Genomic DNA, 22,286 nt, shown 5'->3' with positions numbered 1-22,286 from the left:
GGGAGCAGCCGTGGGACGGGGGCGGGGTCCGTTCGCCGGAGGGCCGGAGGAGGCGCGCCGGCGACTGGTCGGGGCGGCGGAGGAGTGCTTCCTCGACTACGGCGTGCGCCGGACCACGATGGACGATGTAGCCCGCCGGGCGGGCGTCTCGCGGCCGACCGTCTACCGCTACTTCAGCGATCGCGACGCGCTGGTCGTCGAGGTGGTGACCTTGCGCGCGCGGGCCTTCGCAGGGCGGGCCCGTGAGTACATCGCAGGACGGTCCGACTTTCCCTCCAAGATCGTCGACGGGCTGACGTTCCTGGTCCGGGGCGGTCAGCGGGACCCGATCCTGCGCACCCTGCTCCGGCCGGACAACCTCTCGGCCACCAGCGGAATCCTCACCGCGGGCAGGGTCGCCGAGCAGCTGTCCCTGGAGGTGTGGGAGCCCGTGCTCGTTGCGGCCCAGCAGGCGGGCGAGATGCAGCCGGACCTCGACCCACGGGAGCTCTGCGGGCTGATGGCCGACCTCGAGTTGATGCTCATCGGCCGGCAAGACCTGCTCGACCCGGACGGGCCGGGGGTGCGTGACCTGGTGGGGGAGTTCCTGCTGCCGGCGCTGGTGGCGTGACCCGGCCCACCGGGCGGTAGGAACGGATCAGCCCGCGGCGATCGCGCTGCCGCCCCGCACCCCCGACCGGTGCAGGGCCGGGACGACGTAGGCGCGGACGAGCGCGCGCCGCTCCTCGTCGGTGCTCCCCGGACGGTTGATCCGGCTGAGCACCACCAGTTCGATGAAGGTCAGCCAGAGGCAGAAGCCGGTCACGTCGAGGTCCGCACGCACGTCGCCGGTCGCCTGCGCCGCCCGCACCACCGGCTCCCACAGCTCCACGGCCAGCGCCGCGGGCAATCGTGAGGCCTCGGGATGGCCCGCCATTCCCTCCAGGAACTCCGGGTCCACCAGCTGTGCCAGCATCGGATCGCGGCTTCCGGCGTCCACCCGGAAGATCAGCCCGTCGACGAGTTTGTCGTCGATCAGCCCCCGGGTGTCGATGAACCGGCGTGCCCGTTCCAGCACACCGCGGGCGCGCGAGAGCAGCACGCCGAGAACGAGGTCGTCACGGTTGGCGTAGTGCCGGTACACCGTCGGCCGGGAGACGCCCGCCTCCCGCGCGATGTCGTCCATCGTGGTCTTGGCGACGCCGAGGCGCAGGTAGCACGACTCGGCGGCGAGCAGGATCGCGGTCGCGGGATCCGACACGCGGCTCCGGGAGACCCGGCGCCCACCGCCATCGGCGTTGTTCGACATGGCACCTCGACTTCCGTTCGTGGCGCACCGTACACGGGTCGAGGGGCACGGCCCGGGGACACGGACCCCGGTGTCGGACCCGCCGGGCGGTACCTCGAACCCATTCTGCGTGGTGATACGTACAACACAAAGTGTTCGATGTCGCCAACCCGCTGGACCCGGGTAGGCTCCCGGTAGCAACCTATGTTCTTTAGATATGACGGTGGCCGAGCCGCGCCGCGGCGGCGACGACCGAAGGGGCGCACTGCGTGAGTGGAACGGGTATCCGGCACGACGAACTCCCCCTGTCGGGACTGCGCATCATCGACCTGACCGAGGGCGACGCCGAGAGCTGCGCCCGGTACCTCGCCGATCTGGGCGCCGACGTGCTGCGGATCGAGCCGCCGGGGGGGTCGGAGAGCCGGTCGGACCGGATCGGGTTCGCGCTGCGCAACGCGAACAAGCGGGGGGCCGAGCTCGACCTGGACACCGCGGACGGTGCGGACGCCCTCCTGGCCCTGGCCGGCGAGGCCGACATCCTGCTCGAGTCGTTCACGCACGCCCGGGCCGAATCGCTCGGTCTCACCCCGGAGCGGTTCGGCGCGGCCCATCCGCAGCTGGTGGTCGTCTCCATCACCGATTTCGGCCGGACCGGGCCCTATCGGGACCGGGTCGCCGACGAGGACGTCCTGGCGGCGACCGGCGGGGTGCTGTGCCGCTCGGGCCAGCCCGGAGGTGTGCCGCTGCTGCCGCCGGCCGGCATCGTCGGCCAGATCGTCGGGGTGCACGCCGCCTGGGCGGCATTGGTCGCCTACGTCAAGCGGCTGCGCACCGGGGTCGGCGAGCACGTCGACGTGTCCGCGTTCGAGTCCGTGGTGCACGGTGTGGATCCGGCGTTCGGTGCGCAGGGCAGCGCGGCCGCGGGCCGGGCCGAGACCTTTCCCACCGACCGGCCCGACGCCGCCGCCTTCTACCCGGTCTTCCCGTGCGCGGACGGCCACGTCCGGCTCTGCCTGCTCGCGACCCGGCAGTGGCGGGCGATGTTCGCGTGGCTCGGCGAGCCGGCCGAGTTCGCCGACCCGCGCTTCGACGCGATCCCGGCACGGTTCGCCGCGGCCGACCGGCTGCACCCACTGATCGCGGCGCTGTTCGCGGGCCGAACCCGCGACGAGCTGGTCGCCGAGGGCGCGGCGCGGGGCATCCCGCTGGGGGGCATGCTGAGCCCGGACGAGGTGCTCGCGGCCGAGCACTTCCGCGAGACCGGCTCCCTGGTCGAGGCCGAGCTGGGGGAGGGGCTGCGAGCGCGGGTCCCATCCGGGTACGTGACGGTGGACGGGGTCCGGGCGGGGCTGCGGACACCCGCTCCCGCGCCCGGCGGCCGCGGAACCGGGTTCGGTGCGGCACCGGCTCAGGATCTCGGCCTGCCCGAGCTCGGAGCCGGTGCGGGCCCGCTGGCCGGCCTGCGGGTGCTCGACCTGGGGATCATCGTCTTCGGCGCCGAACTGGGGCGACTGTTCGCCGACCAGGGCGCCGACGTGGTCAAGGTGGAGAACAACGCCTACCCGGACGGTCTGCGCCAGACGCGTAGGGGCGGCGGGATGAACCCGTCGTTCGCCTGGGCGCAGCGCAACAAGCGTGGCCTCGGGCTCGACCTGCGCAGCAGCGAGGGCGCGCAGCTGTTCCGCGAGATGGCGGCCGCCTCCGACATCGTGCTGGCGAACTTCAAGCCGGGCACGCTGGCCTCGCTCGGCTTCTCGCACGCCGAACTGGCCGCGGTGAACCCTCGGATCATCGTCTCGGACAGCAGCGCGTTCGGCTCCCGCGGTCCGTGGCGTCGCCGGATGGGGTACGGCCCGCTCGTGCGGGCCTCCTGCGGGATCTCCCATCTCTGGCGCGACCCGGCCGCCGACCCCGGCGATCCGGCGGCGTTCTGCGACGGGTCGACCGTCTACCCCGATCACGTCGCCGGGCATGCCACCGCGGTCGCAGTGCTGGCCGCGGTGATCGGCCGGGCACGGACGGGGCGGGGTGCCGCGATCGACTCCGCGCAGGCCGACGCGGCACTGGTCGCCCTCGGTCCGACGCTGGCCAGGGCGTCGCTGCGGCCGGGCGAGGTGACGGCCGAGGGGAACACACGCCGGGACCGGGCGCCTGCGGGAGTGTTCCGCTGTGCCGGGCAGGACCAGTGGTGTGTGGTGTCGGTCCGCACCGACGATCAGTGGCGCAGGCTGGTCGCGGCGACCGGCCTGCCCGAGGACCCGTCCCTGGACGCCACGCCGGGCCGCCGCGAGCGACGGGCCGAGATCGAGGCGGCACTGGCGGAGTGGACCGCGACCCGCACCCCTGGCGAGGTCACCGGGATCCTGCAGGCCGCCGGGGTGCCCGCGGCCGCGATGCTCAGACTCCCCGACGAGCTGACCGATCCCCAGCTCGTCGCCCGTGGGGCCTTCCGGACCCTCGAGCATCCGCAGCTGAGCGCCCCGGTGCCGACGAACGCCCGGATCGCCCGGTTCTCGTCCGTGCCCGACCCGCAGCTCCGCCCGGCCCCGATGCCCGGAGAGCACACCCGCCGCATCTGTGCCGAGCTGCTGGGGCTCTCCGGACCGGCGATCGACGACCTGGTGACCGCCGGCGTGCTCCAGGTGCCCGACCGGGTGCCCGCAGAACGGTGACGGCGAGGCTTGCGGTGGAGAGTCGTCCGGGCCGCATTACTATGAGACGATTCGAGTTATCTGTTACTTCGTGTCAGTGTCGACCCGAACGGAGCCCCGGATGACCACCACGCCCAGTGATCTCGCCCCCGACCTCGTCAGCGACTTCGACATCTACGACCCCACCGTCACCATGCCGGTCGACCGGATGCAGGAGCGCACGGCCGAGCTCGCCGAGCGCGGGCCGCTGGTGTGGTCGACCGCGCACGGAGGGCACTGGCTGGTCACCTCCTACGCTCAGGTCCACGCGATCCTGCGGGATCCGCACACCTTCTCCAGTCATCCCAACAACCTCGTCGACGCCGGACAGGGCAAATTCCTCCCCATCGAGCTCGACCCGCCGGAGCACACCTCCTACCGGCAGGCGCTGCAACCGCTGTTCAACCCGAGTCGCATGAAGGCGCTGGAGCCCCGGATCCGGGAGATCGCCGTCGAGCTGATCACGTCCTTCCAGGCCGACGGCCGGGTGGAGTTCGTGGGCCGGTTCGCCCACGAGCTGCCGACCCGGGTGTTCCTCGCGCTGATGGGATGGCCCCTGCGGGATGCGGTCCTGTTCACCGAAGCCACCGAGGTCGCACTGAACGGCCGCCCCGGCGACGACCCCGAACAGGCGGTCGCATCGCGCACCGCCGCCGCCCAGGAGATGTTCGGCTACTTCCTGCGTGTCATCGCCGAACGACGTGCCGCGTCGACGACCGGCCGCGCCGGCGGTGACGACATCACGGACGCGATCCTGGCGGCGCAGGTCGCCGACACCGACGGGGAGCAGCGCCCGCTCACCGACGACGAGCTCGCCCGGATGTTCTTCCTGCTGCTCATCGCGGGGTTGCACACGACTCAGGGCTCGCTCGCGTGGATGATGCTGCACCTGTCGCAGAACACGGCGGAACGGGACAAGATCGTGGCCGATCCGGGCGCCGTTCCGGCTGCGGTCGAGGAGATCCTGCGCTACGAGGCCGCGGTCGCGATGGGCCGGCGAGCGACGGTCGACGCCGTGATCGGCGACGTCACCGTGCGGGCCGGCGATCAGCTGCTGCTGCTGTTGTGCGCGGCGAACCGGGACGGGGACGAGTTCGACCAGCCGCAGGCGCTGGACGTCGGGCGCTCGCCCAACCGGCATCTGACCTTCGGTTCCGGGCCGCACCGCTGCATCGGTTCGCACCTCGCCCGCCTGATGCTGCGGATCGCGGCCGAGGAGATCCACGGGCGGATCCCCGACTACCGGCTCGACCCCGACGACCCGCCGGTGGTGCTGCCGAGCCAGGTCCGCGGGTTCGCCCGGCTGGGACTGCGGTTCACCCCGGTCGGCGCGGCATGAGGCCGGTGGACCACGTGCCTACCGGGACCGGGCGCTGCGTGCCGACGGAGAACGGGTCGTGACGGGGGACGGGACGTGATGCAGCGGCTGACGGTCGACCGGGCCATCTGCGCCGGACACGGGCTCTGCTACGGCTCCGCACCGGAGCTCGTCGACTCCGACGAGCAGGGGGACCCCGTCATCGTCACCGAGCCGGTACCGGCGGACCTGGCCGGTACGGCGCGCCGGGTGGTCGCGATGTGCCCGGAGCGGGCGCTTGCACTGGTGGAGCCGTCACCGGCGTGAGCGGCAGGGTCGCCGGCCGCACGGTCGGCGGCGGGAACAGGAAAGGATCGAACGAGGTGGCCAGGTCCGACGGGACACTCGTGCACGACATCGACATGGTGGTGGCCGGCCGGGAGCCGGTCGCGGACGGCGTCGTGCGCCTCACCCTGCGCCCGGTGGGGGCCGGGCCGCTGCCGGAGTGGGCGCCCGGAGCGCACCTGGACCTGCGGTTGGGCGACGAGCTGGTCCGGCAGTACTCGTTGTGCGGGGATCCGGCCGACCGCGAGGTCTACCAGGTCGCGGTGTTGCGTGCGCCGTCCGGCCGGGGCGGCTCGGCACATGTACACGACGTCCTGCGGACCGGATCCGGGGTGAGTGTGCGCGGCCCGCGTAACAATTTCGCGCTCGCCGACTCCCGGCGCTACCTGTTCGTCGCGGGAGGCATCGGCATCACACCGATCCTTCCCATGGTCGCCGCCGCCGAGAAGAGCGGTGCCGACTGGCGCCTGGTCTACGGCGGCCGGTCCCGAGGCTCGATGGCCTTCGTCGACGACCTCGTGGAGCGGTACGGCGACAAGATCGATATCGCACCGCAGGACGAGCGCGGCCTGCTCGACCTCGACGGGCTGCTCAGCGCCCCGAGTCAGGACGTCCTCGTCTATTGCTGTGGGCCGGAGGCACTGCTCGCAGCGGTCGAACAGCGCTGTACGTCCTGGCCGGGAGGCGCCCTGCACCTGGAGCGGTTCTCGCCCAAGGAGGCGTCCGAGCCGGCCGCGGACGGGGTCTTCGAGGTCGAGTTCGCCGGGTCCGGGGTCACGGTGAGCGTGCCGCCCGGGGTGAGCATCGTCGACGCCGCGGCGGCAGCCGGGGTCGAGATGGAGACCTCGTGCCGGGAGGGCACCTGTGGCACCTGCGAGTCCGAGGTGCTCGAGGGGGTCCCCGAACACCGGGACTCGCTCCTCACCCCGGACGAGCGGGCCGCGAACGACGTCATGTTCCCGTGTGTCTCGCGCTGCCTGTCCGGCCGGCTCGTCCTCGATCGCTGAACGGTCCCGGCGCTCGGGGCCGGTACTCCCGCGATAAACCTTATGGCTGTAGAATAGTGGGATCACACCCCGGACGCGACGACAACGGTCGCGGGCGAAGGAGGCGGCAGTGGCCACCGATCAGACCGCGGCGAGCACGCACCGGACGGACGTGCTGGCCGACCGCAACGACAGGATCCGGCGAACCCTGGACCACATCCGCAACGACAGCACCGATTCGGTCGACGCCGTCTCGACGTTCACGGCGCAGGAGTACACCGATCCGGCGATCGCTCGGCGCGAGCGCGACGCGGTGTTCGGCGCGGTGCCCTCGATCGTGTGCCACGGCAGCGAGATCCCGAAGCCGAACGACTTCATCACGATGCGCATGCCACGCAACAACGTGATCATCGTGCGGCAGCGGGACCACTCGGTGAAGGCGTTCGTCAACCTCTGCCGGCACCGGGGTGCGCTGCTCGAGGAGCAGGAGAAGGGTCGCTGCCGGCTGTTCTCCTGCGGCTACCACCGGTGGTCCTACGACACCGACGGCTCGCTGCGAGCGATCACCCGCGACAACACCTTCGGCGAGATCGACCGCACCCGTTACGGCCTGGTGGAGCTGCCCGCTCAGGAGCGCCACGGGTTCGTCTGGATGGTCGACGACGCTGACGCGGAGATCGACGTCGCCGGCTGGCTCGGCACCGAGATGGACGGCATCCTCGCGGGTTACGGGATGGACCGGCTGGTCGCGGCCCGGTCGGAGGGATTCGACGAGCCGGTCAACTGGAAGATCATGCAGGATGCCTTCCTCGACGGCTACCACATCCAGTACGCGCACCCGAACACCGCGGCGAAGCACATCCACACCAACGTGATGGCCGTCGAGGACTTCGGCCGGCACGCGCGGTTCGTCGCGCCGCGCAAGACGATCGACAAGTACCTCGAGGAGCCGCCTGCCCCGGACGAGGACCTCTCGCCGTACATCACCGAGACGCACTTCCTGCTGCCCAACAGCACCTTGCTGCGCCAGCCCGACCACTTCGAGCTGCTGACCTTCCGGCCGCACCCGACCGACCCCGCCCGCTGCCGGATGGAGATGCGGCTGGTCGTGCCGACGCTCGAGGACTCGGGCATGGACGAGGAGCGCTGGAACCGGATCTGGGACAAGAACTGGAAGATCCTGCTCGCGGTGCTGCACCAGGAGGACTTCCCCCTGCTGCGCAGCTCCCAGGCCGGGATGGCCAGCGCCGACGCCGGCGGGATGCTGCTGGGCCGCAACGAGGTCATCAACCAGATCTTCCACCGGGAGCTCCGGAAGCTGGTCTCGTGATCGACTTCGAGTGGTATCGACCCGGCGGCCCGGGTCTCGCGCCGGAGATCGCATCCGAGCTGCGCGAGATGCTGGCCGAGGCTGCGGGAGTCGACGCCGAGGCCGGCTTCCCGCAGCTGTCGCCGGACGACCCGGTCGAGCCGGGCACCGCCCACCTGCTGGTCTGGCTGCTGCCCGACGAACGGTCCGGGCTGCACGCCCCGCTGGTACCGAGCCTGGCCGGGTACCTGCGGGTGGAGCCGGTGCACGACGACGAGCCCGGCACCGCCGAGGTCTCGCACGTGATCCGGCCGGACTTCCGCTCCCGCGGCATCACCACGCTGCTGGTCGAGAAGATGGGGCTCGAGCTCGGCTCGCCGGACGGCTGGCAGGGCACCGGAGTGTCCCGGCTGCGGATCTGGGCGCGGGCCAACCACCCGGCCGCGCTGCGGATGGCACTGCGGTTCCGGCGCTACGGCATCCGCACGACGCTGCGCCAGTGGCAGATGCTGGCCCCGTTGCGGATCGACCGCGAGATCGATCCCGGTGCCGAGCCCGCACACCCCCGGGTGCGTCCGGCCGACGGGGCTGCCGAGGTGGCCGCGGCGGCCCAGCTGTGGGCCGCGAGCGGGCTCCGCCACGCGCCGCCCGAGCGCGCCGTGCTGCTGGTCAGCGGCCCGGGAACCCGCCCCGACGGCGCCGTCTGGGTCGACCCGCACTCCGGCGAGCCGACCGAGTACGGCACTGCCGGCCGTCTGGTGGCGGTGGTGACCCGCGAGCCGGATCGGACCCGCGACGCCGACCCGCTGGTGCGCTCTCTGCTGGTGGCCGGCTTGGAGCAGCTGCGTGACCAGGGGGTGCGGGTCGGCGCTGTGACCATCGACTCGCAGGACCGGCCACTGGTCCACGAGGCCCGCACGCTCGGGTTCGTCCACGACCAGACCGACGTCATGTACACCGTCCAGAACCGGACCACCGCGCCGTTGCCGGCGATCCGGTGAGCACCTGTGATCCGGAGACCGAGATGACCGAGACACGGTTCCCCGACGTCCCCGACGACCTGGCCGAGGTCGTCGACCGCCACGGCCGGGCCGTCGCGGCCCTGGACAACGAGACCGTCCTGGCCGACTTCCGGAAGGACCGGATCGGTCAGCTGCTGGGATCCGCCCGCCCGCCCGACGGACTGCACGCGGCGGAGCTGCTGTCGATCGAGCCCGGCCCGGACTCGCTCTACACCGCGCACATCCGCTACACCGGCGCCGGCGGCGCTCAGGCCGTGTTCCGCTCACGGTGGATCGCGATGGACGGCACGTGGCGGGTGACCCAGGTCCGCAACGTGCCGGACACCCCCCCGGTCACACCGTTCGCCGAGCCGTCCGCGGACGGCCTGGACACTCCGCACTGGGCGGGGCTGGCCCAGCGGGAGCTGCGGATCCAGCACTGCCCGGCCTGCGGGGAGTGGATCTGGTCGCCGCGCCCGATCTGCCCGTCCTGCCACCACGACGAGCTCGAGTGGCCGTCGGTGGACCCCACCGGGACCGTCTACGCCTGGACGCGGACCTGGCAGCCGTTCCATCCCTCGGCGACCGGGCACCTGCCCTACGTCGTCGTCGCCGTCGAGCTGCCCGCCGCGGGCAACCGCCGGGTCGTCGGTGTCCTGCTGGACGGCGACGGCGCCGACGTCCGGATCGGGCAGCACGTCACGGCGGAGTTCGACCACTCCGCGGACGCGGCGGCCTACCCGCTGCTGCGCTGGCGCCTGTCCTGATCGAACGGAGCACGATGAGCACATCAGACCGGACCTTCCGCGCCGCCGCCGCCGTGGTCGGCGCGGCGAACACCCCTTTCCTCAAGCGCGGTACCGCCACCTCCAGTGCGCTGAAGCTGGCCCTGCGCGCGATCCTCGACGCGGCCGACGACGCCGGCGTCGACGCCCACGACATCGACGGCTTCGTGTCGTACGCGAACGACGACAACGAGGGCCTCGCCGTCGGTGCCGCACTGGGCGTGAAGGAGATCCGCTGGTCCAGCATGGTCTGGGGCGGCGGTGGCGGCGGGGTCGCGGCTGCGGTGAACACGGCCGCCGCGGCCATCGCCTCGGGACAGGCCGAGACCGTCTGTGTCTACCGTGGCCTCTCCGAGGCCGACGCGGGCCGCCAGAGCTACAGCAAGGGGCACATCGGTCCGCTCTACGGTGCGCACGGCGTGTTCGCCCCCGCGCAGATCTGCGCCCTGCGGACCCAGCGCCTGCTCGAGGTCGACGGGGTGCCGCGGGAGGCGCTGGCCGCGCTGGTCGCGGCGGCCTACCACCACGCCCAGAACAACCCCGATGCCGTCGCCTACGGCAGGCCGCTGTCCGCCGAGGTCTACGCGGACTCCCGGATCATCTCCGAGCCGCTGCGGCTCTACGACTGCTCGCGGGAGAACGACGCCGCGGGTGCGGTGATCGTGACCAGTGCGGACCGGGCCCGCGGGCTGCGACAGAAGCCGGCTTACGTGCTGTCCGGTGTGCAGGGGTCGGGTCCTGCGTGGACCGAGTCGGTGGAGAACGAGAACCCGTACTCCAGCGCCGGTTTCCACCCTGCGCTGGTCGCTCGCCTCTGGGAGGGGGCGGGGGTCGAGCCGGGCGAGGTCGACGTCACGCAGGTGTACGAGAACTTCTCCGGGCCCGCCGTCGCGTCGCTGATCGACGTCGGTCTCGTCCCGCCCGGCGCCGAGGCGGGCCGCGTGATGCAGCTGGAGAACCTCATCGCGCCACACGGCGCACTCCCGCTCAACACCGCGGGCGGCAACATCGCGGAGGGGTTCGTCCACGGCTTCGGGCTGATCGTGGAGGCCGTCCGCCAGATCCGCGGGACCTCGCCGAACCCGGTACCGGGGGCCGATGTCTCGCTGCTGCTCGGGGGCCCGATGGCCCCGCTGGTCAGCGCCACCCTGTTCGGCTCGGAGGCGACGGTCTGACTCCGCTGGGCGCCCGGGTCAGGACGCCGCGGGCGAGGACAGGTCGGCGACGGTCTGTCCGGGGGTCTGCCGTGGGGCCGGTACATCGTCCGGGACCTCGGGGACGGCTCCGCGCAGGAAGCTGCGGACGGTGTCCGCGAAGATCTCCTCGGGCGACCGGTGGTTGCACGCGACCGCGTCTGCCAGTGTCGGCTCGGTCGCGGGGTCGGCGGTACCGAAGAGTTCCCGGCTCTCGCCGGGCTCGCGGGACGCCTCGGTGATCGCGGCGCTGAGCGCCAGTTTGTCCAGACCGTCGAGCACCAGCACCCGCCGCTCGCGCGGTACGCCGACCTCGGCCAGGAAGCGGGCGCTCTGTTCGTAGGTCCGGATCAGGATGTCGCGGGGCATGAACTGCAACAGCAGGGGTGCGGCGTTGCGGTGGCGCAGGACCGCGACCCGGAAGTTCAGGCTCAGCGCGACGAACCATTCGATCCAGTTCGGTACGCCGGCGCTGTCCGGCATGGGGGTCTCGGCCACGACCGCACGGGCGACCCCTCGCAGGATGTCGGCCTTGTCCGCGAAATGGTGATAGAGCGAGGGCGCACGCACGTTCAGGGCGCGGGCCAGTCGCGGCAGACTGAACGCGTCGAGACCTTCGGTGTCGATGATGTGCAGCGAGGTCGCGATCACCGCGTCGTACCGGATGAGCGGGCTGGCCGGGCGGGGCATCCACTCATTATCGCCGCCCGCCCGTGACGTGACGCAGACGACCCGCCCCGCCGGCTCTACCCGGGTCGTGGTGCCGGCTCGACGCGTACCGGGATGGCGTTCATCTGCACGGTGCCCGACAGCGGGTCCAGGACCGTCCCGTCGGTGAGGGTGTTGCTGTTCACCCCGGGACGCCGGGCCGCGACCCGCAGCCGGGCCCGGTCGTCGTCGTGCCCCCAGCCGTGGGCCAGCGAGCAGACGCCGTCGGGCACCTGATCGGTCACCCGGACCGGCACCTCGATCCGTCCGGCCGTCGAGCGGACCGTGACCGAGCCGCCGTCGGCGATGCCGTACGCCTCGGCGTCACCGGGGGACAGATACAGCAGCCCGCGCTCGGGGCCTCCGGCCAGCCGGTCGACGTTGTGCAGCCAGGAGTTCTTCGACCGCAGGTCGCGCCGGCCGATGAGCAGCAGCGACCCCGGCTCCACCGCCGGTGGCCGGGCGGCGGCCAGCGCCTCGCGGATCTGCGGGGCGAACAGCTCGATCCTTCCCGACGGGGTCCGTACGACCTCGTCGAGCCGCGGTCCGAGAGGGCCGAGATCGACTCCGTGCGGGGCGTCGAGCAGCCGGGCCAGCGTCAGCCCACCCGGGCTCCGGCCGAACAGATCGCCGTAGGGACCCGATCGGATCCGCATGTCGAGCAGCCGGCGCGGGCCCCGGCCCGGGAAGTCGGTGACGACCTCCCGCTCGTCGATGTCGAGCCCGCGCGCGACCGACCGGCGCAGCGCCGCGGCGATCTCGTCGTCGATCTCACCCGGGTCGGTGTCCGGCCCCCGGCCCTCGTAGATCGCGCAGAGCCGGAGCAGGACGTCCCACTCGGGCAGCATCCCGTCCGGCACCGGCCGCGCCGGCTCGGAGAACCGGGCGAAGTTGCGCTGTGCGAACTGGAAGAGCACCAGGTCGAAGTGGTCGCGGGTGAGCGACCCGGGCGGGGGGAGGACGACGTGTGCGTGCCGGGTCGTCTCGTTGAGATAGGGGTCGACGCAGATCAGCGCGTCGAGCTCGGTGAGCGCGCGCTGCACGGCCGCCGAGTCCGGCATCGAGCGGGCGAGGTTGCCGCCGTAGATCACCAGCCCGCGGACCCGCCCGGGTCCGGGGGTGCTGATCTCCTCGGCCAGCGCGGCCACCGGGAACTCGCCGAGCACCTCGGGGTGGCCGCTGACCCGGGTGTGGTAGCGGCCGGTGGTGAACGGGCGTGCCGGACGGGTCGCACGACGGGTCGTCGGCGAGCCGGTGACGGGCCGGGTGAAGCGCATGCCCCCCGGCCGGTCGAGGTGCCCGCACACCACGTTGAGGACCTGCAGCGCCCAGCAGGTGAGGGTGCCGTGGCGGTTGAGGGTGGTGCCCAGGCGGCCGTAGAGCGCCGCACGATCGGCGCCGGCGATGTCGCGGGCCAGCCCGACGATCGTCTCCGGGGCGATACCGGTGGCCCGGCCGGCCGCCTCTGGGGTCCACGACCCGACCGCGGCACCGAGTTCGGCGAGGCCGGAGACCCGGTCGCGTGCCGCCCGCAGTCGCACCCGGTCCTCGGCGAACACCACGTGCAGCAGACCGAGCAGCAGGAACAGGTCGGTGCCGGGGCGGATCGGCAGGTGCAGGTCGGCGGCTGCGGCGGTCGCGGTCTGTGCCGGGTCGACCACGACGACCCGGCCACCCCGGGCGCGCAGCCGGCGGAGCCGGCCGCGGTAGTCCGGCGCCGCCCCGACGCTGCCGTTGGAGACCAGCGGGTTCCCCCCGACGATCACGAGCAGGTCGGTGGCGTCGAGGTCGGGGACCGGGGTGCTGGTCGGTTCGCCGAACAGCAGCGCCGCGGTGACGGTCTGGGGGAGCTGGTCCATCGTCGCCGGGGAGTAGGCCTGGACGCTGCCCAGGGACCTGGCCAGGCGCCCGGCCAGCAGGGTGAAGGCGACGTTGTGCCCGGTCGGGTTGCCGGTGTAGGCGGCAACCGAGTTCCGGTCGTCGGCCAGCAGCGGCCGGAGCAGCCGGTCCACCTCGGTGAACGCCTCGTCCCAGCTCGCCGGCCGCAGCTCGCCGTCGCGGCGCACGAGCGGACCCCGGAGCCGGTCCGGGTCGTCATCGACGGCACCGAGAGAGGCGCCCTTGGGACACAGGTAACCGGCGCTGTACACGTCGTCGGCGTCACCGCGGACGGTGACCACCCGGTCCCGGCCGTCGAGAGTGACCTCGAGCCCGCACATCGCCTCACAGAGCGGACACCCGCGCGGGACCGTGCGCGTGCCGTCCGCCCGCGGGCCGGACGGCGGGACCGTGGACGGAGTGCTGGTCATCCGGTCTCCTCGGGAAGGGTGCAGACGGAGCGCGGAACTGCCGGCGCCCGGGCCTGCGGTCGTGGTTCGGTCCTGGTGATCGCGGTCGGTCAGTGCCCGCTCAGGCCACCGTCGACGGCGAGGGTCGCGCCGGTGACGTAGGCCGAGGCCGGTGCGGCGAGGAAGAGCAGGGCCGCGTCGAGCTCGCGCTGGGTGCCGAGCCGCCGCAGCGGTGCCCCGGCCAGAAAGCGGTCGAGGGTCTCGTCGGTCATCTCCCCGGTCATCTCGGTGTTCACGAAACCGGGGGCCAGGGCGTTGACCCGGATCCCGCGCCGGCCCGACCACTGCTGCGCGAGATCGCGGGTGAGGCCGATCAGGCCGGCCTTGCTCGCCGAGTACGCGGCCTGGGGCAGTACCGAGGCGACCAGACCCAGCACGCTGGAGACGTTGACGACCGACGCGCCGGCGGACATCCGCCGCGCGCAGGCCTGGGCCATCCAGTACGCACCGGCGAGGTTGACGTCGAGCACCCTGCGGAAGTCACCGGGGGACTCCCGCAGAGCGGGCACCACACTGCTGACCCCGGCGTTGTTGACGAGCACGTCGAGTCTGCCGAACCGCTCGGTCGCCGCGGCCGCGACCCGTTCGCAGTCGTCGGGGTCGGCGACGTCGGCGGCCACCGCGTGCCAGCGGGCGCCGTGCCGCGCCACGGCGTCCCCGGTCTCGTGCAGGCGGTCCGACCGGCGCGCCGCGAGCACCACATCGGCGCCCGCCTCGGCCAGAGCACAGGCGAAGCCCGCCCCGAGGCCGGAGCTCGCGCCGGTCACCACGGCGACCCGGCCGTCCAGCCGGAACAGGTCGAGCAAGGGGGTGTCGGGTGGTGCCGGGCGCCCGGCGGAATCCTCGTCGACCATATGACGGATCATGTCATATGTATCTTCGAACAGGCACCGTGTCGGCGTGAGCAGGGTCGAACCGGCAACGGTTGCTGTCGGTGAGACAACCGCCGGGAAGCGTATTGACGCTTCTACCTACTCACTTTAGGCTGGCTCCGCTCCGGCGGGGCCCGATCCACCGGTGCGGTTCCGGCGAGGTCGCCGGCCGTCCTCGGAGGGTCCACGGCCGGGCGGCCATCCCCCGCATCCCGAGAGGAACCAGACGATGAAGTCGAGGGCGGCAGTGCTGTGGGAGTCCCCGGGCGAGTGGGATGTCGTCGAGGTCGACGTCGACGAGCCGAAGGATCACGAGATCCTGGTGCGCTACGTCTCGGCGGGTCTGTGCCATTCCGACGACCACGTCGCGAAGGGGGACGTGCCGTCGGCGCATCTGCCCTACTGCGGCGGCCACGAGGGTGCCGGTGTCGTCGAGCAGGTCGGCGCCGCCGTGCGTGACCTGCGGCCCGGCGACCACGTCGTCGCCAGCTTCATCCCGGGGTGCGGACGCTGCCGGTGGTGCGCCGAGGGCAAGCAGAACCTCTGCGACAACGGCGCGTTCATGATGACCGGCACCCAGCTCGACGGCACGTTCCGGTTGCACCACGGGGACGTCGACGTCGCACAGTGCTCGCTGGTGTCGACCTTCTCCGAGTACAGCGTGTTGCCGGAGTGGGGCGCGATCAAGATCGACAAGAGCATTCCGCTGCAGTCCGCCGCGCTCATCGGCTGCGGTGTCCCGACCGGCTGGGGCTCGGCGGTCAACGCCGCCGCCGTCCGGCCGGGCCAGGTCGTGGTCGTCATGGGCGTCGGCGGGATCGGCATCAATGCGGTCCAGGGGGCACGGCACGCGGGCGCCCTGCGGATCGTCGCCGTCGACCCGGTCGAGTTCAAGCGGGAGAGCGCCCTCAAGCTCGGCGCCACCGACGCGGTCGGCACCATGGCCGAGGCCACCGCGCTGGCGAAGGACCTGACGAACGGGCAGGGCGCCGACAGCGCGATCGTCTGTGTCGGGGTCGCCACCGGTGAGCACGTCGCCGAGGCCTTCGCGGCGGTACGCAAGGACGGCACCGTGGTCCTGACGGCTGTCGCGAACTACGCCGCGACCGGGATCCCGGTCAACCTGCTGGAGCTCGCGATGTACCAGAAGCGGATCCAGGGGGCGCTGTTCGGGATGTGCTCGCCCACCCGGGACGTGCCCCACCTGCTGGAGATGTACCGGCAGGGATCGCTGCGCCTCGACGAGCTCGTGACCCGACGCTATCCGCTGGAGGAGATCAACCAGGGGTACGCGGACATGCACGCGGGCGTGAACCTCCGCGGCGTCGTGGACTTCGCGTGACCGGTGTGCTCCAGGACGCGGTGCAGGTGCGCCGGGACGGTGCGGCGGCCACGGTCGAGCTGTCGAACCCCGGCCGGCGCAACGCGCTGACCGCGTCGATGCTCGACGAGCTGTACCGGGTGCTGCCGGAGCTCGACGACGACCCGCAGGTGCGGGTCGTCGTCCTCACCGGGCGGGACGGCGACTTCTGCTCCGGGGCCGACCTCTCCGCGGTGTCCGAGGACCGGCACCCGCTCGGGTCGATGAACCGGATCAACCGGACCGCGCTGGCGGTGTATCGGATGGCCACACCCGTCGTCGCCCGCGTCGACGGCGTCGCGGTCGGGGCCGGGCTGAACCTGGCGCTGGCCTGCGACCTCGTCGTCGCCTCCGACCGGGCACGCTTCTCCGAGGTGTTCGTCCGGCGCGGTCTGGCCGTCGACTTCGGCGGGTCGTGGATCCTGCCCCGCCTGATCGGGCTGCACCGGGCCAAGGAGCTGTGCCTGCTCGGCGACATCGTGCCCGCGGACCGCGCCGCCGCGATGGGGCTGGTCAACCGGGTCGTGCCGAGCGCGGAGCTGGACACGGAGGTCGGCACGATCGTCGACCGGCTGGCCGCCGGCCCGGCGGTGGCGATGGCGCTGACGAAGCGGCTGCTCGCCGAGGGCGGCGGACGCGACCTCCCGTCGGCCCTGGACGCCGAGGCGGCCGCGCAGGCGATCACGCTGCGCGGGGCGGACGCCGAGGAGGCCTTCACCGCGTTCCGGGGGAAACGGGACGCGTCGTTCACCGAGCAGCTCTGACGAGTGCTCACCGGAATCGACGGGCGAGGAGACACATGCCGCTGCGGACGAGGTTCACCGAGGTCTTCGGGATCGAGCACCCCGTGGTGCAGGGCGGGATGCAGTGGGTGGGCCGGGCGGAGCTCGTCGCGGCGGTCGCCGAGGCCGGCGGGCTCGGCTTCCTGACCGCGCTGACCCAGCCCACCCCCGAGGACCTGGCGACCGAGATCGCCCGGTGCCGCGAGCTCACCGACAAGCCGTTCGGGGTGAACCTGACGATCCTGCCCACGATCGACCCACCGCCCTACGACGAGTACCGGCGCGTGATCGTCGAGGCGGGGATCCCGGTCGTCGAGACGGCGGGCTCCAACCCGGAGCCACACCTGCCGTTGTTCCACGAGCACGGGATCAAGGTGCTGCACAAGTGCACCAGCGTTCGGCACGCACTGAAGGCCGAGCGGGTCGGCGTGGACGGCGTGAGCATCGACGGGTTCGAGTGCGCCGGGCACCCGGGTGAGGAGGACGTGCCGGGGCTGGTGCTGATCCCGGCCGCCACCGCGCGACTCTCGGTACCGGTGGTCGCCTCCGGCGGGTTCGCCGACGGCCGTGGCCTGGCGGCGGCGCTCGCGCTCGGGGCCGACGGGATCAACATGGGTACCCGGTTCATGGCGACGGTGGAGGCGCCGGTGCACGAGCGGGTCAAGCGCGCGATCGTCGAGGCCGACGAACGGTCCACCGACCTGATCTTCCGCCCGCTGCGCAACACCGCGCGGGTGGCGCGCAACGCGGTGAGCACCGAGGTCGTCCGGATCCTCGACGACGGCGGTGAGTTCGCCGACGTCCGCGAACTGGTCGCCGGGGCGCGCGGCCGGACGGTGTTCGAGACCGGGGACCTGGACGCCGGCATCTGGACGGTCGGTCAGTGCCAGGGCCTGGTCGGCGACGTCCCGTCCGTCGCCGACCTGGTGCACCGCATCGTGCGCGAGGCGGAGGAGGTGCTCGGCCGGTTGGCCGGGCGGATGGTCGTTCCCGCCTGAGACGCGAGTTCGCCGGCCGCTGACGGCCGGGGCACGAGGTACAGGCCGGCACACCGAGCGGCCGGGCACCGGGCCCGGAGTCCGCACTGACTGCGCATCGTGGCGCGAGGAGGAGAATCATGGCGACGTCGGTGGCATCGGCTCTGCACTGGTGGGCCCGTCGGAAGCCGGATCAGCAGGCGGTCGTGGTCGGGGACGACGCCGTCACCTATCGGGAGCTGCAGGACTGGTCGGGGCGTATCGCCCGCCGGATGGCCGACGAGGGAGTCGTACCCGGGGACCGGGTCGGTCTCATGGGTGCGAACAGCGTCGAATGGGTCGCGACGGCCTGGGGGATCGTCAAGGCGGGCGGGGTGCTCGTGCCGCTCAACCCGCGCCTGGTCGCGGTCGAGCTGTACAAGATCCTCGGCGAGTCCGGGGCGCGGCTCGTCGTGGCGGCGGAGCAGCACGAGGCGACGCTGAACGAGGTCATGGGCCTCGGGCACGACCACCGGTTCGTCGGCCATGACGAGGTCCTGCGGCTGCGCGAGGGACCTCAGGAGGATTTCCGGATCGACCGGGCGCCCGAGGAGCCGGTGGCGATCCTGTTCACCAGCGGCTCGACAGGGCTGTCCAAGGGCGTGGTCTGTACCAACCGGACGCTGCTCGACATCGTTTTCGAGAACACGTTGACCGATCCCGGAATGCGGCCCGGCGCCCGGACGCTCCTGCTGCTGCCGCTGGCCTTCACCCCGGGCCTCGTCTACGGCGTGATGATCACCGGCGTGCTGGGTGGCACCCTGGTCGCCGAGAGGGAGATCAAGCCCTCGCGGGCGGTGCAGCTGATCGAGAAGCACCGCATCACCGTGATGTTCGGCGTCCCGCTGATCTTTCAGGCGCTCACCGCGGCCCCCGAGTTCGGTGACGCCGACCTCAGCAGCCTCGACACTGCCATCGTGGGCGGCGCCGCCGTCCCGGTGCCGCTGCTGGAGGCGTACGCGGCCAAGGGCGTGGTACTGCGGCAGATCTACGGGATGACCGAGGTGGGCGGGGTGGCGACGGCGACCTGGCCGGAGGAGGCCGCCGACCACCCGGACACCTGCGGCAGCGGCAACATCTTCACCGAGATCAAGGTCGTCCGTGAGGACGGTGGCGAGTGCGATCCGGGCGAGGACGGCGAGATCCTGATGCGGGGACCGGGGGTCACCCCCGGCTACTGGCAGGACGAGGAGAACACGAGACGAGCGCTGCGGGACGGCTGGCTGCACAGCGGCGACCTCGGCCGCCGTGACGCCGAGGGTCGGCTGACCTTCGTCGACCGGCTGAAGGACCTCATCATCACCGGCGGGATCAACGTGTCGCCGTTCGAGCTCGAGGCGGTGATCTCGGGAATACCCGGCGTCAAGGAGGTCACGGTGATCGCCGCGCCGGACGAGCGGTTCGGGGAGACGCCGGCCGCCGTCGTCTGGGGCGAGGGGCTCGAACCCGAGATCATCATCGCGGAGTGCAACCGTCAGATGGCGGACTTCAAGGTCCCCCGTTACGTCGTCGTCCGCGACGAACCGCTGCCCCGGCTACCCAGTGGCAAGATCGCCAAGCCGGCGGTCCGCTCGGAGTACGCCGACATCGCGGCGACCCACAGCAAGGTGCGCTGACGAGGAGCCGGCGATGACCCACGTGATCACCCGCGCGTGCTGCAACGATGCGTCGTGCGTCGATGTCTGCCCGGTGGACTGTATCCATCCGGCCCCTGGTGAACCGGGTTACACGAGCGCCGAGATGCTCTATATCGACCCGGACACCTGCATCGACTGTGCGGCGTGCCTGGACGTGTGTCCGGTGGCGGCGATCGTGCCGGACGCCGACCTCGACCTCGGCGCCCAGCGTTACCTGCAGATCAATGCGGCGTGGTTCGCCGGCCGGCCGCCGGAGCCGCGGGTGGCTCGGGCCGCCCCGTCCGTCCCGCCACCGGCCGGTGCAGGGACCTTGCGGGTCGCGGTGGTCGGGACCGGCCCGGCCGCGTCGTACGCGGCGGAGAGCCTGCTGCGCCTGCCGGGCCTGGACGTCGCGATCACGATGATCGACCGGCTTCCGGTGCCGGGCGGGCTGGTCCGGCACGGCGTGGCGCCTGACCACCAGGACACCAAGGGCGCCGGTACGACGCTCGCACGCACCTGGGGGGACCGCCGGGTCCGGCTGCACCTCAACGTGGAGGTGGGCACCCACCTCGGGCACGAGGACCTGCTCGCCCACCACCACGCGGTGCTCTACGCCGTGGGTGCCCCGGGCGCCCGGGCGCTCGGTGTCCCCGGTGCGGACCTTCCCGGGTGCGTGTCCGCCACCGATCTCGTGTCCTGGTACAACGGGCATCCCGATGCGGCCGGGCGCACCGTCGACCTCTCCGGCGAGCGGGCGGTGGTGGTCGGCAACGGCAACGTGGCCCTGGACGTGGCCCGGGTGCTGGTCGCGGGGCACAAGCACCTGGCCGGCACCGACATCTCCCCGGCCGCGCTCGCGGCGCTGTCGACGAGCGCGGTACGCGAGGTGGTCGTGCTGGGGCGTCGTGGCCCGGCCCAGGCCGCGTTCACCACACCGGAGCTGCTCGCACTGGGCGACCTCCCCGGAGTCGACGTGGTGGTGGACCCCGAGGAGCTGCTGCTCGACGAGCTGACGGCGGGCCGGCTCGAGCGTGATCGCGACGCTGTCCTGTCCCTGAAGCTGGAGGTTCTCCGGGAGCTGGCCGAGCGCTCCCCTAGCGGTGCCGCGCGCCGCATCGTCCTGCGGTTCCGCAGCGCGCCCGTCCGGGTGCTGGGGGACGAGCGGGTCGAGGGTCTGCGCGTCGCGCGGACCACGGCAGAGGCCGACGGCGACCGGGTGGTGGCGCGGGCCACGCAGCAGACCACCGACCTCGGCTGCGGGCTGGTGCTGACCGCGGTCGGCTACCGGGGGGCCGCGATCCCGGGTCTGCCGTTCGACGAGCGTCGGGGCGTCCTGCCCACCGACGACGGGCGGGTCGTGGACCCGGACACCGGGCGGGCGGTACCCGGCACCTACGCCGCGGGCTGGATCAAGCGCGGTCCCAGCGGTGTCATCGGCACCAACCGCTGGTGCGCCGAGGACACCGTCGACGCGCTGCTGACCGACTTCGCGCAGGGCCGCCTGCCGTCGCCCGCCCGCGGTGATGCGGAGTTCGTCGCGCTGCTGGCGCAGCGCCGTCCCGAGGCGCTCGGGCTCGCGGAGTGGCGGGCGATCGACGCCCACGAGCGCCGGGCCGGGCGCGCCGCCGGCCGGCCGCGGGTCAAGCTCGTCGACATCCGGGACATGCTCGACGTGGTCGAGGCCGGTACGCGCCGTTGAACCCGCTCACGGGTTCGGTCGGACGGCCGGTTCAGGTCCCGGCCAGCTCGGCGACGACCGGGGCCATCCGCTCCAGCTGGGACTCGTTGACGGTCAGGTAGCTCACGCCGGTCTCCGCCCGCCGGCGGCGGAGCTCGTCGGCCATCTCGGCCGGCTCGCCGATCAGCACGCCCGGCAGACAGGGCACCTGCTCGGCCGCGACACCGAAGCTGTCGGCGAGCCGGCCGATGCGCGCGGTGTCGGTCCGGTCGTACAGACCGGTGATCGACATGTGCAGCGTGACGGTGGCCCCCCGGTCGGCCGCCACCTCCCGGATGCGGGCGGCCTTCGCCGCCACCGGTGCACGCCCGGTGGTCCGCGCCGCCGCGCGACCGATCCTTCCGGTCCGCATGTCCGGGGCGATCCCGACGATGTCGGCGAGCCGGGCGGCGAGGTCGAGCACGCGGGGCCCGCCTCCGCCGACCAGCAACGGTGGGGCGACCGGCGTGGCGGCGCCCTCCGGCAGCCCGTCCAGCGTGTAGTGCGTGCCGGTGAAGGACTGCTGCCCGGACCAGACCGCGCGGATGAGCAGGAGCGCCTCCGCGAGCCGGTCCACGCGTTCGCCCGCCGGCCGGAAGGGGCGGCCGAGCATGCTGTGGTCGGCTGCCAGCCAGCCGGCTCCGATGCCGAGCTCGAAACGGCGGCCGGTCTCGGTGGTCAGCCACGCGGCGTCCCGGGCGACGACGGCCGGGTGGGTGGTCTCGTTGTCCAGCACCAGGGTGCCGACGACGAGCCTGGACGTCGCCGCGGCGGCGAGGGCCAGCGCGGGCAGCGGGGGAACGGACGGCACGCTGAAGTGCTGGGGGACCTGGAGGACCGCGAAGCCCAGGTCCTCCACCCGGCGGGCGAAAGCCGTCCAGCCGCCCGGACCGGCGGTCGAGCCGGTGCCGAGCAGGCCGAACCGGAACGGGGACATCCGTCGACCCTATGGCGCGGACACCGGCTCGTGGGGTGAGATGTTTGACAATAT

The 22,286-nt window shown here is 72.6% G+C and carries 19 protein-coding genes; 14 read left to right on the top strand and 5 right to left on the bottom strand.

Features of this window, described 5'->3' with window-relative positions:
* Positions 1 to 10 precede the first annotated feature (10 nt).
* Positions 11 to 610, top strand: coding sequence for a TetR/AcrR family transcriptional regulator (locus tag WIS52_RS05440; RefSeq protein ID WP_349296999.1), 600 nt, complete (start codon positions 11 to 13; stop codon positions 608 to 610).
* A gap of 27 nt (positions 611 to 637) precedes the next feature.
* On the opposite strand, the gene WIS52_RS05435 is transcribed toward WIS52_RS05440, so the two are convergent.
* Positions 638 to 1,240 carry a TetR/AcrR family transcriptional regulator gene (locus WIS52_RS05435; RefSeq protein WP_349296998.1) on the bottom strand — a complete coding sequence of 201 codons (603 nt, stop codon included), beginning with the start codon at positions 1,238 to 1,240 and terminating at the stop codon, positions 638 to 640.
* Between the two features lie 296 nt (positions 1,241 to 1,536).
* Between WIS52_RS05435 and WIS52_RS05430 the strand changes: the two genes are divergently transcribed.
* The 8 genes from WIS52_RS05430 to WIS52_RS05395 all read left to right on the top strand — a co-directional run bounded on the left by WIS52_RS05430 (position 1,537) and on the right by WIS52_RS05395 (position 10,855).
* Positions 1,537 to 3,939 (top strand): CaiB/BaiF CoA transferase family protein, encoded by a 2,403-nt coding sequence (locus WIS52_RS05430; protein WP_349296997.1) that lies wholly within the window; start codon positions 1,537 to 1,539, stop codon positions 3,937 to 3,939.
* 100 nt (positions 3,940 to 4,039) lie between these two features.
* Positions 4,040 to 5,296: a cytochrome P450 gene (locus tag WIS52_RS05425; RefSeq protein ID WP_349296996.1), complete on the top strand. Its 1,257-nt coding sequence runs from the start codon at positions 4,040 to 4,042 to the stop codon at positions 5,294 to 5,296.
* Between the two features lie 78 nt (positions 5,297 to 5,374).
* Positions 5,375 to 5,581: a ferredoxin gene (locus tag WIS52_RS05420; protein WP_349296995.1), complete on the top strand. Its 207-nt coding sequence runs from the start codon at positions 5,375 to 5,377 to the stop codon at positions 5,579 to 5,581.
* Between the two features lie 56 nt (positions 5,582 to 5,637).
* Positions 5,638 to 6,606, top strand: coding sequence for a PDR/VanB family oxidoreductase (locus WIS52_RS05415; protein ID WP_459077131.1), 969 nt, complete (start codon positions 5,638 to 5,640; stop codon positions 6,604 to 6,606).
* A 109-nt stretch (positions 6,607 to 6,715) separates the two neighbouring features.
* Positions 6,716 to 7,915 (top strand): aromatic ring-hydroxylating oxygenase subunit alpha, encoded by a 1,200-nt coding sequence (locus tag WIS52_RS05410; RefSeq protein WP_349296994.1) that lies wholly within the window; start codon positions 6,716 to 6,718, stop codon positions 7,913 to 7,915.
* The gene (locus tag WIS52_RS05405) at positions 7,912 to 8,895 is read left to right on the top strand and encodes a GNAT family protein (protein ID WP_349296993.1); all 984 of its coding nucleotides are present in this window, start codon (positions 7,912 to 7,914) and stop codon (positions 8,893 to 8,895) included. Before WIS52_RS05410 ends, WIS52_RS05405 begins: the two co-directional genes overlap by 4 nt.
* A 23-nt stretch (positions 8,896 to 8,918) precedes the next feature.
* Positions 8,919 to 9,662 carry a Zn-ribbon domain-containing OB-fold protein gene (locus WIS52_RS05400; protein WP_349296992.1) on the top strand — a complete coding sequence of 248 codons (744 nt, stop codon included), beginning with the start codon at positions 8,919 to 8,921 and terminating at the stop codon, positions 9,660 to 9,662.
* Positions 9,663 to 9,676: 14 nt separating this feature from the next.
* Complete coding sequence (locus WIS52_RS05395) at positions 9,677 to 10,855, top strand: thiolase C-terminal domain-containing protein (RefSeq protein WP_349296991.1); 1,179 nt, start codon at positions 9,677 to 9,679, stop codon at positions 10,853 to 10,855.
* Between the two features lie 18 nt (positions 10,856 to 10,873).
* On the opposite strand, the gene WIS52_RS05390 is transcribed toward WIS52_RS05395, so the two are convergent.
* From WIS52_RS05390 to WIS52_RS05380, 3 genes are all read right to left on the bottom strand, one after another.
* The gene (locus WIS52_RS05390) at positions 10,874 to 11,563 is read right to left on the bottom strand and encodes a TetR family transcriptional regulator (protein ID WP_349296990.1); all 690 of its coding nucleotides are present in this window, start codon (positions 11,561 to 11,563) and stop codon (positions 10,874 to 10,876) included.
* A gap of 56 nt (positions 11,564 to 11,619) precedes the next feature.
* Complete coding sequence (locus WIS52_RS05385) at positions 11,620 to 13,890, bottom strand: molybdopterin-dependent oxidoreductase (RefSeq protein WP_349296989.1); 2,271 nt, start codon at positions 13,888 to 13,890, stop codon at positions 11,620 to 11,622.
* Positions 13,891 to 13,979: 89 nt separating this feature from the next.
* On the bottom strand, positions 13,980 to 14,783 hold the full coding sequence (locus WIS52_RS05380; protein WP_349296988.1) for an SDR family NAD(P)-dependent oxidoreductase: 804 nt from the start codon (positions 14,781 to 14,783) through the stop codon (positions 13,980 to 13,982).
* Between the two features lie 247 nt (positions 14,784 to 15,030).
* On the opposite strand from WIS52_RS05380, the gene WIS52_RS05375 reads away from it, so the two are divergent.
* The 5 genes from WIS52_RS05375 to WIS52_RS05355 all read left to right on the top strand — a co-directional run bounded on the left by WIS52_RS05375 (position 15,031) and on the right by WIS52_RS05355 (position 21,277).
* Positions 15,031 to 16,143, top strand: a complete 1,113-nt coding sequence (locus tag WIS52_RS05375) for an NDMA-dependent alcohol dehydrogenase (protein WP_349296987.1) — start codon at positions 15,031 to 15,033, stop codon at positions 16,141 to 16,143.
* Complete coding sequence (locus WIS52_RS05370) at positions 16,140 to 16,925, top strand: enoyl-CoA hydratase/isomerase family protein (RefSeq protein ID WP_349296986.1); 786 nt, start codon at positions 16,140 to 16,142, stop codon at positions 16,923 to 16,925. Before WIS52_RS05375 ends, WIS52_RS05370 begins: the two co-directional genes overlap by 4 nt.
* A 35-nt stretch (positions 16,926 to 16,960) precedes the next feature.
* Positions 16,961 to 17,941 (top strand): NAD(P)H-dependent flavin oxidoreductase, encoded by a 981-nt coding sequence (locus WIS52_RS05365; protein ID WP_349296985.1) that lies wholly within the window; start codon positions 16,961 to 16,963, stop codon positions 17,939 to 17,941.
* Positions 17,942 to 18,060: 119 nt separating this feature from the next.
* Positions 18,061 to 19,575, top strand: a complete 1,515-nt coding sequence (locus tag WIS52_RS05360; RefSeq protein ID WP_349296984.1) for a class I adenylate-forming enzyme family protein — start codon at positions 18,061 to 18,063, stop codon at positions 19,573 to 19,575.
* A gap of 124 nt (positions 19,576 to 19,699) precedes the next feature.
* Positions 19,700 to 21,277: an FAD-dependent oxidoreductase gene (locus WIS52_RS05355; protein WP_349296983.1), complete on the top strand. Its 1,578-nt coding sequence runs from the start codon at positions 19,700 to 19,702 to the stop codon at positions 21,275 to 21,277.
* Positions 21,278 to 21,308: 31 nt separating this feature from the next.
* On the opposite strand, the gene WIS52_RS05350 is transcribed toward WIS52_RS05355, so the two are convergent.
* Complete coding sequence (locus WIS52_RS05350) at positions 21,309 to 22,232, bottom strand: TIGR03621 family F420-dependent LLM class oxidoreductase (RefSeq protein WP_349296982.1); 924 nt, start codon at positions 22,230 to 22,232, stop codon at positions 21,309 to 21,311.
* Positions 22,233 to 22,286 lie beyond the last annotated feature (54 nt).

This window comes from Pseudonocardia nematodicida (genome assembly GCF_040105385.1).
Classification (GTDB): Bacteria; Actinomycetota; Actinomycetes; order Mycobacteriales; family Pseudonocardiaceae; genus Pseudonocardia; species Pseudonocardia nematodicida.
This window is presented reverse-complemented; position numbering and strand designations above follow the sequence as displayed.

Bases quoted from the DNA above. Each gene is read 5' to 3' on its own strand.
- WIS52_RS05425 (WP_349296996.1), top strand. From the start codon at position 4,040: ATGACCACCACGCCCAGTGATCTCGCCCCCGACCTCGTCAGCGACTTC.
- WIS52_RS05375 (WP_349296987.1), top strand. From the start codon at position 15,031: ATGAAGTCGAGGGCGGCAGTGCTGTGGGAGTCCCCGGGCGAGTGGGAT.
- WIS52_RS05395 (WP_349296991.1), top strand. From the start codon at position 9,677: ATGAGCACATCAGACCGGACCTTCCGCGCCGCCGCCGCCGTGGTCGGC.
- WIS52_RS05400 (WP_349296992.1), top strand. From the start codon at position 8,919: ATGACCGAGACACGGTTCCCCGACGTCCCCGACGACCTGGCCGAGGTC.
- WIS52_RS05355 (WP_349296983.1), top strand. From the start codon at position 19,700: ATGCTCTATATCGACCCGGACACCTGCATCGACTGTGCGGCGTGCCTG.
- WIS52_RS05360 (WP_349296984.1), top strand. From the start codon at position 18,061: ATGGCGACGTCGGTGGCATCGGCTCTGCACTGGTGGGCCCGTCGGAAG.
- WIS52_RS05390 (WP_349296990.1), bottom strand. From the start codon at position 11,563: ATGCCCCGCCCGGCCAGCCCGCTCATCCGGTACGACGCGGTGATCGCG.
- WIS52_RS05350 (WP_349296982.1), bottom strand. From the start codon at position 22,232: ATGTCCCCGTTCCGGTTCGGCCTGCTCGGCACCGGCTCGACCGCCGGT.
- WIS52_RS05385 (WP_349296989.1), bottom strand. From the start codon at position 13,890: ATGACCAGCACTCCGTCCACGGTCCCGCCGTCCGGCCCGCGGGCGGAC.
- WIS52_RS05380 (WP_349296988.1), bottom strand. From the start codon at position 14,783: ATGGTCGACGAGGATTCCGCCGGGCGCCCGGCACCACCCGACACCCCC.
- WIS52_RS05365 (WP_349296985.1), top strand. From the start codon at position 16,961: ATGCCGCTGCGGACGAGGTTCACCGAGGTCTTCGGGATCGAGCACCCC.
- WIS52_RS05420 (WP_349296995.1), top strand. From the start codon at position 5,375: ATGCAGCGGCTGACGGTCGACCGGGCCATCTGCGCCGGACACGGGCTC.